The 13,818-nt window shown below is 55.7% G+C and carries 11 protein-coding genes; 5 read left to right on the top strand and 6 right to left on the bottom strand.

Going from position 1 to position 13,818, the window contains the following annotated elements:
• The first annotated feature begins 319 nt into the window (after positions 1 to 319).
• The 3 genes from ABX962_RS15365 to ABX962_RS15355 all read left to right on the top strand — a co-directional run bounded on the left by ABX962_RS15365 (position 320) and on the right by ABX962_RS15355 (position 6,381).
• Positions 320 to 1,282, top strand: a complete 963-nt coding sequence (locus tag ABX962_RS15365) for a 3'-5' exonuclease (RefSeq protein WP_372720882.1) — start codon at positions 320 to 322, stop codon at positions 1,280 to 1,282.
• A gap of 23 nt (positions 1,283 to 1,305) precedes the next feature.
• A complete protein-coding gene (locus tag ABX962_RS15360; protein ID WP_372720880.1) occupies positions 1,306 to 2,157 on the top strand; it encodes a hypothetical protein in 852 nt (283 codons plus the stop codon).
• Positions 2,158 to 2,514: 357 nt separating this feature from the next.
• On the top strand, positions 2,515 to 6,381 hold the full coding sequence (locus ABX962_RS15355; RefSeq protein ID WP_372720878.1) for a hypothetical protein: 3,867 nt from the start codon (positions 2,515 to 2,517) through the stop codon (positions 6,379 to 6,381).
• Here ABX962_RS15355 and ABX962_RS15350 read toward each other — a convergent pair.
• Positions 6,347 to 6,772, bottom strand: coding sequence for a hypothetical protein (locus ABX962_RS15350; protein WP_372720876.1), 426 nt, complete (start codon positions 6,770 to 6,772; stop codon positions 6,347 to 6,349). The genes ABX962_RS15355 and ABX962_RS15350 overlap by 35 nt on opposite strands.
• 188 nt (positions 6,773 to 6,960) lie before the next feature.
• On the opposite strand from ABX962_RS15350, the gene thrS reads away from it, so the two are divergent.
• Positions 6,961 to 9,174, top strand: coding sequence for a threonine--tRNA ligase (thrS, locus tag ABX962_RS15345; protein ID WP_372720874.1), 2,214 nt, complete (start codon positions 6,961 to 6,963; stop codon positions 9,172 to 9,174).
• A gap of 109 nt (positions 9,175 to 9,283) precedes the next feature.
• Here the strand turns inward: thrS and ABX962_RS15340 are convergent, their stop codons facing one another.
• Both ABX962_RS15340 and ABX962_RS15335 read right to left on the bottom strand, forming a co-directional pair.
• The gene (locus tag ABX962_RS15340; protein ID WP_372720872.1) at positions 9,284 to 9,469 is read right to left on the bottom strand and encodes a hypothetical protein; all 186 of its coding nucleotides are present in this window, start codon (positions 9,467 to 9,469) and stop codon (positions 9,284 to 9,286) included.
• A gap of 65 nt (positions 9,470 to 9,534) precedes the next feature.
• On the bottom strand, positions 9,535 to 10,770 hold the full coding sequence (locus tag ABX962_RS15335) for a DUF1559 domain-containing protein (protein WP_372720884.1): 1,236 nt from the start codon (positions 10,768 to 10,770) through the stop codon (positions 9,535 to 9,537).
• A gap of 423 nt (positions 10,771 to 11,193) precedes the next feature.
• Between ABX962_RS15335 and ABX962_RS15330 the strand changes: the two genes are divergently transcribed.
• On the top strand, positions 11,194 to 11,388 hold the full coding sequence (locus tag ABX962_RS15330) for a hypothetical protein (RefSeq protein WP_372720870.1): 195 nt from the start codon (positions 11,194 to 11,196) through the stop codon (positions 11,386 to 11,388).
• Here ABX962_RS15330 and ABX962_RS15325 read toward each other — a convergent pair.
• The 3 genes from ABX962_RS15325 to ABX962_RS15315 form a co-directional block, all read right to left on the bottom strand.
• On the bottom strand, positions 11,371 to 12,627 hold the full coding sequence (locus tag ABX962_RS15325; protein WP_372720868.1) for a PepSY-associated TM helix domain-containing protein: 1,257 nt from the start codon (positions 12,625 to 12,627) through the stop codon (positions 11,371 to 11,373). The genes ABX962_RS15330 and ABX962_RS15325 overlap by 18 nt on opposite strands.
• Complete coding sequence (locus ABX962_RS15320) at positions 12,624 to 13,118, bottom strand: hypothetical protein (RefSeq protein WP_372720866.1); 495 nt, start codon at positions 13,116 to 13,118, stop codon at positions 12,624 to 12,626. The genes ABX962_RS15325 and ABX962_RS15320 overlap by 4 nt, the downstream gene beginning before the upstream one ends.
• A gap of 9 nt (positions 13,119 to 13,127) precedes the next feature.
• Positions 13,128 to 13,818 (bottom strand): DUF1559 domain-containing protein (locus ABX962_RS15315; RefSeq protein ID WP_372720864.1); only part of this gene is annotated, 691 nt, incomplete at its 5' end.

Below are 13,818 nucleotides of genomic sequence, written 5' to 3'. Positions count from 1 at the left end.
TCGTCACTGGTGGGGTCCGCTGCGGTATCGATTCGCACGTAACGCAAAAATCGTTCGAGCAACCGTGATGCATTGATGGTGACGGAGGGGTTTTGGTTCATGGTTTATCGTGTGAATATGGCCAAGTTTTGATATCTTTACTGCAAGTGACGTCATATTAAGAAAGAATGGCTGGCAGTTTAAGCCGAGCAGCGTCCAGAATCGATCGAATTCCCCCTGCAACGCCTTTAACCGCGTCTCGGGGGCGACGAAACGTCAACCCAATCAACCTCCTGCTTCGCGAACGGCCTCGCGAACCCACACTCTAGCGAAGAATCCCATGACCGAAAAAGTTGCCCATTTCATTTTCGACGTGGAGAGTATCGCCGACGGAGAGTTGATTGCCGACGTCCGCTACGGAGGTCAAGGACTTTCACCCGAGAAGGCCATCGCAACGTATCAAGACGAACTTGTTGAACAAAATGGCACCACGTTTATCCCTTACACTTACCAGATTCCGATTTCGGTCGTGATTGCCAAAGTGGCCCGTGACTTTAGTTTGATTGATATCGTTTCGCTCGACGAACCCCACTTTCGTCCTCACGTGATCACCGAACATTTTTGGCGCGGCTGGGAGATGTACGGCCAACCTCAATGGGTGACATTCAATGGTCGCTCGTTTGATTTGCCGATCATGGAATTGGCAGCCTTTCGTTATGGCATCTCGGCCGCCAAGTGGTTCAAGAACGATGGCTATCGATCGCCACGCAACCGGTTTACCACCGAAGCACACTTGGATTTACAAGAATTGTTAACCAATTACGGCGCCGCACGCTGCAACGGCGGTCTGAACCTTGTCGCTCAGCTGGTCAAAAAGCCGGGCAAGATGGATCTGCGTGGCGACCAAGTCCAGCAGCAATACGACGAGGGAAAATTGACCGAGATCAGCGATTATTGCCGCTGCGACGTGCTCGATACTTACTTCATTTTCTTGCGATCGATGGTGTTGATGGGTAAAACCACGCTCGACAATGAGATGCAGTTAGTGCAGAAGGCGAAAGAGTGGATCCAACAGCGTGCCGATACCTCCGAAGCCTACACCGCATACCTGAACGCTTGGCGTGATTGGGAAAAACCGCAGGATAAAAAGGTGGAGAAAGCGGAAGCAGCGGAGGTGACGTCAAGCGAAACGTTAACCGCCAGCGAGGGCTCTGACACCAGCGAAGCAGCTGCGGCCAGCGAAACGAACGACACCCGTGAAACAACGAACTCAAGCGAATCCAGCGGAACAAACCCAGGCTAGCCAACGATTTAAAGAGAAACACAATGAAGTCCTCTCCCCTCTTTTCCGTCTGCATCGGTGCATGTCTGATCCTGTTTTCGTCAATCTCCACAGCACAGGAGAACGGGGCGACCGACAGCGAGACACCGACCGAACGTGCGGATCGGTTGTACGAAACGTTTGCGAGTACCGCAGCTGGCCTGGATTTAAAATCGCAAGGTGGTGAGGACGTCTTTAAATTGCAATCCCAGCCCTTGTTCCGCTTTACCTCCGATGGCGACATCTTTGGCAGCGTCTACGTCTGGCACGACAAAAACCAACGTTTGGCGGTGCTTGGCACGATCGGTTCGCTGCCAATCCAAGGGGTGACCGTCGAATTCATTGAATTGCATTTGCTGAGTCCCAAACCGATTGAACCGATCATGATCAATGGCTTTCCAACCAAACGTTGGACTCCCAGCGTGGACGATCTGACGATGCATCCGGTCCCTGATGCTCCCGAAGTTGCGGGCACCCCCGCAGCTCGGCTGCTGCAAATGCGCTCGATGGCTCGCCAATTCAGCAGCGAAATGGTCAGCAACGGTGTCAAAAATCAACTGCGTCTGCTTCCCAAACCGCTGTATCGATACGCCACCCCCACCCAACAGCACGATGGCGCCCTGTTTGCATTCGTCTGGGACCAAGGCACGGACCCCGAGCAAGTCGTCCGACTCGAATCAATTGAGGTCGACGGCAAGGTGGCGTGGTACTACCAGCCGCTGCGGTTGACCTATCGCGAATTAACCTTGACGCACAAAGGGAGCGAAGTGTGGCATGTGAACGAATTTTTTGATCGTGACCAACCGCTGCAGAACACACCGTACATCACCGGGCTGACCGCCCCGATCCCGCAGTGAATCATGGATGGAGTGCATGGTTAGGTTTTCGAAATTGGGGTGAGCCGTGGCGGAATACCAGACTTGCGATCGCTTTCTTCCTGTCGCTCGTGAAAACATCCGTTTTGGGGGAAGCATCCGTTTGGGATGCTAGCAACACACCCTTTCAGAACTCACCTTTACCTGAGAGGTGGTTTCCAGCTAGGGTCCTCCATCGGACTTTTCGTTCCATGGATCTTCTCAATTACAAACAGGTAGCCTGCTAGGGGCATGTTGATGGCTAGACAGGGAAGTCTTTGCCGGCAATCTTCACGTTTCACCCTTATTTTTGGGGCGAGCCTCCACCGCTGCGCACTTTTTTGCTGCGGCACGCTGTTTTTGATTGGCATCCTCTTTGCAAACAGTGCCGCGTCGATAGCGATCGCGCAGGATGCTAGCACGCTGCTGTCCGAGCCGCCGATTGGCGAATTGCGTCAGCCCGAGGCTGCCTCGACCACCAATCCCCCGCTGCCCGCCGGCGATAGCGAACCGCTTGATCTCAATTTACAACTCGACTGGACCGCCGAAACGCTTCATCGCTGGAACGTCGAAGTCGAAGTCGTCGACTCCGACACGACCGACGCCACCGCCGCGATCTCGGAACTCCGCAATCTCTGCAGCGACCCGTCGACGTGTGGGTTCATGCATCGTTCGGATAAAGGCCAAGCGTGGCATTTCCACTCCACCGTCGCGATGACATCCGGTGCGGCGGCGTTCCGCGTCCATGCTGCGACAACCGCCGAAGTTGTCGTCACAATCAAGGCGTCCAACAGCAACTTCCTCCCTGCAACCGAAGCCAATGGTTCCGCAGAATCGCCATCCGTCGACCAGCCCCTCTCGCCATCGGTAACGCGGATTCCGATCACGCAACTGCTGTCGAACTCGCATTCGGAAAGCATTGGTGAGGAAGGTTCCCGCTGGACTCTGCAGCGAACCAAGAACGATTCGCTACGCGTTTGGATCGATCCCGCCGAAGGGGTCTCTCCATCGGGTGTGATTTGTCAACCCCAAGCCGAAATGTCACTCTACGTTCGCGGCAACGCGGCCCAAGTTCCCAGCGAGGGTGACCTACGGATACACAGCTCGATGATTCGAGTCGCGGACAATCACGTCGTGGCCACCAAAACATCTCCGATTTCACTCGACGCCCACGGCAACAGCGCCCCGGTCTTGTTTCAACACGTCACCCCGACCGAAGCAGGTGTCTACGAAGTTCGCTTTGAATTAGAGCACAACCAAAATCCATTGTGGTCGCGATGGCGTCGACACCACGCGCCGATTGCACGCGTGAACCATGTCTTCACCGTGCTACCCGAAGCAACGTCACGGCACGGCGACATCGATTTCGAAACATGGCACACCCTTTCCAAGATCAAACCCACCGAGGGATCTCAGTGGACGGTACCGACGTTCTTTAACACTCGCAACAACCCGCTGATCCCCAGCAGTTTGATCAAACAGGATCGCGCGCGGAGCAATACGATCGATGCGGGACAAAAGATCACAATTGTCCCCGGTGGCAAGACCTTTGAATCGAGTCTTGCCAAACTTCGTCCTGGGCACCCGCACCACATCACCGTTCGCTATCCCGCCAACCGTTCCATTCACGTGCGAATGGAACTGACGAGCGATGCAGCCGGGAACCTCCCGCCGACGCATTATGTTTTGATTGACGAAAAGCGAGCGTCCGACCGTTATCGCAACGATCAAAACCAGTGGCGAAGCCAATCGTTCCTGTATTATCCCGGTGGAAACGATCAACTCCGTTTGACGAACCTGGACCTCGACCAAGACGCTGCGATCGAGTCGATTGAAATCAAGGTAGGTCCGCAGAATTTCGCGGTACATCCGCCGACGCTCGAAGCGATTCCGCAGAGCCGTTCGCGAATGTCAACGTTGAACGTTCAAGATTTTGATTGGCCTCGTCGATTGGCGGGCGATGAGGCCCTGCGGCTAGCGAAATCGGATTTCAGCAGTGCTGCTATTTCGCTGCACCAATTGTTCGTTGCCACCGGTCGATTACAAGAATACGCATCGGTGCTAGGCGTCAACTCGATTTGCATCTCGGCGAACGAGGGTGGCAAGACGTTGTTCCCCACAGTTCAGTTTTCGCCAACCCCCGCTTCAAGAGTCGCTGCTGATCACCCACATCAAACTCAGCAGCTCGATCTGATCCTAAGTTTAATGGACCGCAGCGATTTCCAAGTGGTCGTGGGGATCGAGCCCACGATGACGATGCGACATGTGGAAATGCACTCCGCGAACAATCGGAGCGGCACCCCCTTTTCGCATTACACGTTGATTGATCCCGTGGTTCAGCAAGCGTTGTACGCATGGATCCAAGAATTAATGCAACACACGAATCCTCACTCCTGTTTTGCGGGCGTGGCGATTCCTTGCAGTGCACCGCATCACACGGCCGCGTATGATTCTGCAACCCCGCCGAGCGAAGCGGTGCTGCGACAATTTGCAATCGCGGTGGGCAAACCAAGTGCGACGATCAGCGAAGTTCAAAGTTGGATCCACCAAGACAGACACGCCTCGCTACAAAAATGGGCGATCCAATCCAACCGAAATTTCTACACCTCGGTTTCGCATCTACTTGGCAGCAAACTTTGCCTGCTGACCGATCTGTCACCCAACCATCTGTCGTCCGAAACGGGCATTTTCTTGATCGATATGACCTGGCCGCCCGTCCAGTCGAACTTGGTTCCATTGGCGTCGCACAAGCATGAAGGGTGGACCACGCTGGCTCAACAGATCGAGGACCAACAGAACGCGAACCACTCGGTATCGCTGCTGCAACCGATCACCGGCCGCGTCGGATTAAACATTACCCCTCATCCGATTGCCCCCGTTCCGCAAGCAAACACGGCGAACGACACCGCGGCATCATCGCAAGCGGTGGCGTCACAAGCGGTGCCCTCACCAACAGCGTCGCTGCAAGCCACGATCCTCGACCGCTCACTTTCACCGCAGCTCAGCCGACTGATCGATCGCATCGACCCTCGCGTGGTCGTGATTGACCAGCGAAGCTTGGGTGGAAGTTTGCCGCCAAATCTGCGGCCGGTCCTGCTTGCGTACAATGCGTCGCCGAGCCGACCGATGAAAGAATTTGGGTCACCCGATCAAGCGTCGCAAACCGTCCAAGTGCGTTGGGGAATTGAAAACCAACACCTCGTTCTCAGCCTTACCAATCATGCTCCGTGGCCGTGCGAAGTCGATGTGATTTCGAAAAAGGCGATTCACTGGAATGAGGTGGGTCAAAACACCGTAATGCCTCGGCACAGCGTCGATGAGCTGACGTGCACGGTGTCCCTGAACGCAGGCCAGTTGAAAGTGATTCGCTCGGAATTGCCACAATCGTCCGAGGCGCTTTCGACTTGGGTCTCGCGCGTTCACGGCGATCACCAAACGATTGAAAAGATAAAATCCGATGTGACCGTCGTCGTCGAACGATTGGGAATGCTGGCGGACAGCGAGCCTTACGCAGTGCTTTCCAACCCTGGGTTTGAGGTCGTCGGCGGCATCGGGATCACCGGATGGATGCACGCCCAATACCCTGAGGGCGCGGTACAGATTGATGAAAACGAAGCGATCGAAGGGCAGCGATCGCTCTGTTTGACCACCGCCAACGCGATGGCGACTAAGACATGGTTGGTCAGCGAAACGATCACGCCGCCGAAAACTGGCCGCTTGGCGGTATCGTTGGCATGCCGAAGCGGAGCCAGCGAAGTGACGACGCCGCACCGTGTTCGTGTCTCGGTCGAAGGAACCCAAGCAGGAGCCTCGTTCCGCCATAGCGAAGAGGTCGACGTGCCTCGCAACGGCACATGGCAGCCTCGCAAAGTGCTGGTGGAAGCCGACAAGATCGACCCGATGACGATGGATTCGCTGCGAATCACAATCGATAGTTTGTCACCGGGCAAGCTGTGGATTGACGATGTTCATTTGCATGATTTTTTTCCAATGAACAAAGAGCGTGCTGAGTTGCAAAGCCAAGCGTTCCTAGCCGTGCAAGGGTTGCAGCGAGGCAACTTGGCGCCATCGGCTCGCCTGCTGAAAAACCGCTGGGCTCAATTCCTGCTTAACGACACGCGAGTTCGGCCCACCCCGGTGATCAAAACCGTTCCCGACGAGGTCGCCCCGCCGACCGGTGTCGCCGAGCGAATCAAGGGCTGGCTGCCGAAGCCGATCCGCTTTTAAGTTCCAGATAGCCCGCTGCGATCTCGACCACGCGGGACTGCATTCGGCCTTGGGCGTCTCGCCACGTGATTTCGGCGACAAACAGCTCGGTGTCGATTTCGATCACGCGGAAATGCCCTGCGATCACCTGACGCACCTCGCCGCGGTCGCCTCCGACATCCCCCTGGAAATCGAGATAGTGAACCCGGTGATCGGCTAACTTCTCTACCTTCGTAGAAACCCCCTCTGCAAACGACTCGAGCGGCTCGGTGGCCCAGGTTTTCAGGACTCCGTCGCGTTCAAACATCCAATCGAAGTGTGTGGGAACCGGCTCCGACGGTTCTTGGCTGCGGGTCCCCTCCGAGCCGGGGGTGTGCCGCAGGATCACGAAACGGGGTGGAATTGCATTCAATTTTGCTTGCCTCGAGGCCAATTCGCTGGCGAAGAATCGTGGTTTGAGTCGAGAAAAGAGGGGACCGATGATCTGACAATCCGATTCGGGATTGACGGTTAGGTAGCGATATCATCATCCTTTTGGCATCGATCCATGCCTCCGTAACGTATGGACGGTTCCCATTAACGAAAACTATCCGAGCACTCATGTCTAACGCATCCAGCGCGAACGTACAAATCCAGCTCCCCGACGGCACCCTTCACGAGCACCCCGCCAGCACCACTGCGATGGATATCGCCAAAGGGATCAGCGACGGGTTGGCCCGCGGCGTGATCGCTGCCGAGATCAGCGGCCGAGTGGTCGACGCCAACCGTCCGCTGGGCGAATTGAGCGAAGATGATCAACCGATCGCCCTGCGTTTATTGACCAGCCGCGATGCCGAAGCGCTCGATGTCCTGCGTCACTCGGCCGCCCACGTGATGGCCCGCGCCGTGATGCGGCTGTACAAGGGCGTCTCGCTTGCGTTCGGCCCCACCACCTCGGGCGGCTTCTACTACGATTTCGACATCCCCGAAAAAATCAGCGAAGACGATTTTCCCAAGATCGAAGCGGAAATCAAAAAGATCATCAAGGAAAAAGAACCGTTTGAACGCTTCATCCTCGATCGTGATGAAGCTCGCAAGCTGTGCGACGACTTGGACCAAGATCTAAAAGTCGAACACATCGATACCGGATTGTCCGATCAATCCACCGTCAGCTTCTATCGCCAAGGCGAATTCGTTGACCTCTGCCGCGGACCGCACATTCCGGACGCCGGCAAGATCAAGGCGATCAAGTTGATGAGCATCGCCGGGGCATACTGGAAAGGCGACGCATCGGGGCGACAACTACAGCGGCTCTACGGCACTGCGTTCTTTGACAAGAAAGAACTCGCCGCCTACCTCGAGCAACTCGAAGAAGCCAAACGCCGCGACCATCGCGTGCTCGGCAAACAGCACGGTTTGTTTGCGATCAACCCCGAAGTCGGCCAAGGTCTTTGTCTGTGGCTTCCCAAAGGGGCTCGCGTCCGCGTGACCTTGGAAGAATTTCTTCGCAAGGAACTGCTGACCCGTGGTTACGATCCGGTTTACAGTCCGCACATCGGACGCGTGGAACTTTACGAAACCAGCGGTCACTTTCCGTATTATCGCGACAGCCAATTCTCGCCGCTGTTCGGCAGCGAGGCGGGTGGATTGATCGACGCTTGGAATCAGCGGTTGGTCGATGGAACTCTCGACAGCGACAGCGAAGAAAAACTGATGGAAGCTGCCAAGGTGCTTGGCGCGGAATTCCCCGATTACAAGTCGTCGGCATCAAACGAGGACAAACAAAAGGTCCTGCATCGTTGGCAAACCGTCCATGAGCGGTACTTGATCAAACCGATGAACTGTCCGCATCACTGCCACATGTTCAAGGCGATGCCACGTTCTTACCGTCAATTGCCGCTGCGATTGTTCGAATTCGGAACCGTGTATCGACACGAACAAACTGGCGAGCTGAACGGCATGCTCCGCGTTCGTGGCTTGACTCAAGACGACGCTCATATTTTCTGCACTGGCGATCAAGTCGAACAAGAATTCAAAGCGACCATCGAACTAACCAAGTTTGTTCTCAACGCGGTGGGGCTGGACGATTATCGCGTGCAATTGTCGCTGCGAGATCCTAATAGCGACAAGTATGTCGGCAGCGAAGAGAACTGGGATCATGCCGAAGGCGCTCTCCGCGGCGTGCTTGAGAACTCGGGTTTGGATTTCAACGAAGAACCGGGCGAGGCGGCATTTTACGGACCGAAGGCAGATTTTATGGTCCGCGATTGTATCGGCCGATCATGGCAACTCGGTACCGTTCAGCTCGATTACAACCTGCCCGAACGGTTCAAGCTCGAGTACACCGGCAGCGACAATGCGACCCATCGACCGGTGATGATTCACCGCGCTCCGTTTGGATCGCTCGAGCGTTTCACCGGGATGTTGATCGAACATTTTGCCGGTGCGTTCCCAATGTGGTTGTCGCCCGAACAAGTCCGCGTGTTGCCGCTGAGCGACAAGTCGTTGGACTATGCCGTTGCGGTCGCCAAACAGTTCGACGAAGCCGGGTTGAAGGTGACCATCGACAACAACGATGGCAAGGTGCAAGCGAAGATCCGCAACGCGCAGCTCGACTTGGTCAACTACATGGCCGTGGTCGGACCGAAAGAGGCCGAAGCAGGCCAGGTGGCACTGCGAGACCGGATTGATGGCGATCTTGGATCGATGCCGATTGCCGAAGCAATCGCACGACTCAAAGACGAGATCGCGACTCGCAAAGTACGGCAAGCGGTCAAGAGCAGCCTCAGCAGTGCGGCCGCCGTTGACTCGGGTGCCACCGGCCACGAATACTAAGTTCGCGGATCGTTGGTTCATCACTCCGCACCGAATCGCCGCTTCCGCGGCGACTACCCAAAAAAACCCCACGCGTTTGCGTGGGGTTTTCTTTTTCGACTGTGAAGCTTTACTCTTCTTCTTCAGGCGGAGGCTCGGCGTTGAGCTCTTCGTCCGAGATATTCAACTCGGGGTGCTCGTCGATGTAAGCCTGCATTTCATCTTGATCGGTGGGCACGGTCGGAGCGTCCGAGCCGCAGCCAACCATCGCGAAGCAAGCGGGCAATGACAGCAGTGTTAATCGAATTTTATTCATACAGTATTTCCAAAGGATCAATGGAATGAGGGTGGTGAAATGAGATGAATCTCGAACTTGGCGGACTAGAAGTCCTCGATGGTTTCCTTCGAAGCTCGAGTTCCCAAAGCTCCCCAAAGCCCGTAAGGACTGGCGATTCCTGGCGTCGAATCGGGGTCCGTGTGTTGAGCATGAACTCCAACTTGACCACGCCCCGAGTCACCGGCCTCGATCGAATCCGTGACATACTTCACTGCACCATCACCCATCAAAACATGCACGCCGCCTTGGTGACGACTGCTCGGTGGCGCGACAACGATCGAGTAGTAGAAATTATTGCCGCAAAGTTCGGCATTGGGCGGCAGGATCGTCAGCATTTGCGTATAGATCGGCAGCAACGAAGCCCACTTCATTCCACGACGCTCTTCTCCGCTGCCAGTCAAGCGGTTCGGTGCGGGGGATTGGGACCAGAACTGCGGACGCTCTGGGTCAATGCTTTGACGACAAGCCAGGTTTCCGCCCATGTTCAAGATGTTCGAGACTTGGTTATCGGCCAAGTGAGTTCGCTTATCACGATCCCCTAAATCCGTCACAATCTCGCCCGCAAAAATGGTGTTGGACAATCCGTCGAGCACATCGCGGAATTTGGAATCGAGCTGGACCACGAACGCCCCTCGCTGCGAAGCTCGGACTCGATTGTACATCTTAGGCGTTCCACCCGTTTGAGTCGCTCCCGTCATCCGATTGAGTGCTCCGCCAAACCCCGTATCACAAGAGTCACCCGTACACATCGCGTAGTTCGTACGACCAGTCGCGGGAAGCCCCACTCCCGGATCGCTCGGGCAACGAAGCGTCGGAATGTTTGTCAACCAAGGGTCGTAGTTACCCCAATTCAAGTGCGCCGAGAGAGGCATTCCGGGCCAAGGCCCCATCGCATTGTAGGTGCGAACGCCTCCGCTACTGTCCGTCGTCTGAAATGGGTTGCTGATTTGCTCCCATAACGCTTGCTGTTCAAAAAACGGGGTCAATGCAACCAAGGCTGATCGCTCCAGCCGATTGTTGCCTCGCGGCCCGCTCTCGTGGCGACCGCCATGGGTGCCTTGCGTACCGCCGCCGTGAACCGGCAGCTGTTTGTAGGCCGCATGATAGTTGTGGATCGCGAGACCAATTTGCTTGAAGTTGTTGCTACAGCTCATCCGACGAGCCGCTTCGCGAGCTGCCTGGACGGCGGGCAATAGCAGCCCCACAAGCACCCCGATGATCGCGATTACAACTAGCAGTTCCACTAACGTGAAACCTTTGGATCGGCTTGATGTTCTCATCATGCTCTTTACCCTCAAAGAAAAGTACAATTGAAAGAAATGGCATCAGACTCAACTTAGTACTGCGAGCAGTACCAGCGGACAGAGCCGCACCGACGTGAATGAGGAGACAAGGTGATTAATCGTCGGATGTCGATGGATGCAGAACGACTCGTTCCGCAATGATGCCCTGCGATAGCAGTTCTTTAACCATAGGGGGTGGGGGATACGAGCGATTGGCCGAATTGATTGCCATGCCGTTAAACTGCGCACAAATCCAGCTTTTTCCCCCTATTTTGAGAAAACTCGGGGTGCACTTAGTTGCTTTCACACTCGTAATTCAGCCAAATGATGCTGGGTCTTCGCGTCCCACCTTCGAAGCGTTTAAGGGGACATGCAGCGACTGTGCAATCGCGTTCGCATGCAGATCCACGGTCCCGAACGATGAAGACGGTTCGAGGGGGGACCGAATGCACCGGAACTCGCCACAGCCCTGTCGGTCCCCCTTTAGAAGTCGATCTATCGGCGGCAGCGGCCGCGATTGGGATTGCCTATTACCAGCAAGCCCGTGACAGCAAACTCGTGTTCGGCAACAAGCCAACGAGACATCCAGGCCTGGGGCTAACGCGTGGCTTCTGACACCAATTCCTTCGCTGGAGGCAATCTCGCACCATCTGTGTCTGCCACCGATTTGACGAGGGTCGATTGGCCAGACGACGGTCGATTTTTGGAGCGTCGTGGCCGACGTTTCCGCCACCATACGATGGCGCCACTGATATACAGCAGCGCCGGAGTCAGCCCAAAAAACAAAACCGCCCAGCGTCCCATCAAACCGAACGCCTCTCCGTTGTGAAGCGGAAATTGCCAAGCGAAGAATGCGTCGGCCGCCGAAAAGTCTGCCGGGCTTCGGACGCTCAAGACACGACCGCTGTATTGATCCAGGAAGACTTGGGAACGCCCATAGCTTGTTTGAACCTCATCAGGCTGACGAAACGCGACTTCATAGGTCCCATTCTCGCTCGCCGGTGGATGCAGGTGATCGAATTTGGCATTCGGAAATGTGGATCTCGCAATCGTGATCGCTTCGTCGGGCGATAATGGTTTGCGAGACTCGTGTGGTTCGGAGGTCAGATCGCGGGGCTCTTTACTCACCTCGCTAAAAACACCCGCGATCGACCTGAACACTGCGGGGAATTCCATGTAAACCCCGGTGAAGGTGATCACAGCGAGAAAGCTGGCACTGATGATCCCAAACGTCTTGTGAATGTCATAGTTGAAACGCCGTCCACGACGGATCGCCAATGCGGCACGCCAACTATGTTTCCAAAGCGGCCACCAGAGCAAAACTCCCGATCCGATCGAAAGCAAAACCAAAACGCCGATGATGCCGACGATGATCGAGCCGATCCGGCCCGCGACCAATTGAAAGTGCAATCGATAGATCCATGACATCAAATCCTCGCCCCAAACCCGTTGTCCGGTGACCGAAGCGGAATAGGGATCAACATGAACCGCAATGTACTTGGGCGATTGATCCGTCCCACCGGCAAACCAGACCGTCCAAACGCCATCATCGACGCGAGGCCGGCTGACGGAGAGCGCCTGCTTATCACCGTCGTCATAGAAGGCTTCCGCCGCGACGATAATCTCGGCCACCGTACGCGGTTGCCCGCTGCGGTTGGTCAGCAATAAATCCGAGTTCAGCTGCTCGTCGATCGCGTGATCGAACACCAATAAACTGCCCGTCAATCCGATCAACACGAACACCAGGCCAATCGTCAGTCCGAGCCAACGATGGGCGAGCAGCCAAAGTTTCCGCAAGCGAAAACGAACCGCAGGGTTGCGATCGGCGAGCTTTGTCGTATCGATCGTGTTCATTGCCCCGGCTCCATCTCGGGACCACGCGGAATCCGACGCGACTTGGCGTTTTGAACTTTGGTTTGAAGCTTCACTCCGTCGATTGCGATCGTTGGAAGCGAGTTCTCACCTTCTTCGATCTCCACCTTCCACAGTGACTGTTCCGGACGAGCGAACTGGCTATCCAATTGGTCGATCATCGCCAAGTCCATCTTGGTGACGTCCAGCGGCCATGTCACAGTCACGTTGTACTCACCGATGGGCGCCCCATCGCCAGCTTCATACGTCTGCAATTCAAAACGCCCCTCTTGGTCCGCGATTGCCCACGGCCGCGAGTTGCGAACATCCACTTTGCCGCCGATCGGATAAAGCGTGACGACGGCTCCGTTAGCAGCAGTTCCATTGACGGTCACCATTCCCCTTGCAGGGTACGTCGCGGCTTGCCAACCTTCGCGGCATCCAACGCAAACGCATGCAAACAAGATCAAACCAACACTGTTTAGCAATTTCATGACGTTCCCCTAAAACTCGCCAACGACTTCATGACCATCAATCGACGTCAATGCGCTGAGCACGTCCATGTCGATGTTTTCGGTCAAGAATCGAACGGAACCGTCTGCCAAACTGATTTGCATCCCTCCGGTATGAAACGCGTAGGGAGCGCCGTAGAGATTGCTGACGTTGATGATGTCCGTGCCCACGAACCAAGTTACGTTCGGATTGCCAGTATTGGGGTCCAATTCCACTTGGTAGGGATAGAGCCATCCCGAGTTAAAGTGCCCCGCCCATGCCTTGTATTCTTGAGACCACCACGAGGGCGAGACGGCCGTTCGGCCTTGGACATACAACGCGGCACGACCTGCCGATTCGTATTGCAGAATCGTGTGGCTAAGGCCATCGGTGACATCGCGAAACTTGCGAATTTCGTTCTGCTCGAACATCGAACGGTTCGGCGCCGGATCGGTGATCCATCCTGTATCGCTACGAATGTGAGCGTAGTCGCAGGTCTGAAATCCGCTATCGGGTTCGGTCGCTCCCGCTTCGGGATTGGACGGACACTGATACGTCACCGGCATATTGGTCGCCATGTCGGCGTTCTCGGCATGATCCCAACGGACGTTGTAATTGTATAGACCCTCAGCGTTGCCGCCTTCGAGAAAGGGAAGCACGGCGACATTCGCGTGTGCGACATGCAGCGGATCGGCATACAAC

The organism is Novipirellula sp., from assembly GCF_041583735.1.
Taxonomy (GTDB): Bacteria; Planctomycetota; Planctomycetia; order Pirellulales; family Pirellulaceae; genus Novipirellula.
The sequence above is the reverse complement of the archived record's forward strand: the minus strand, read 5'-3'. Positions and strand labels throughout refer to the sequence as shown.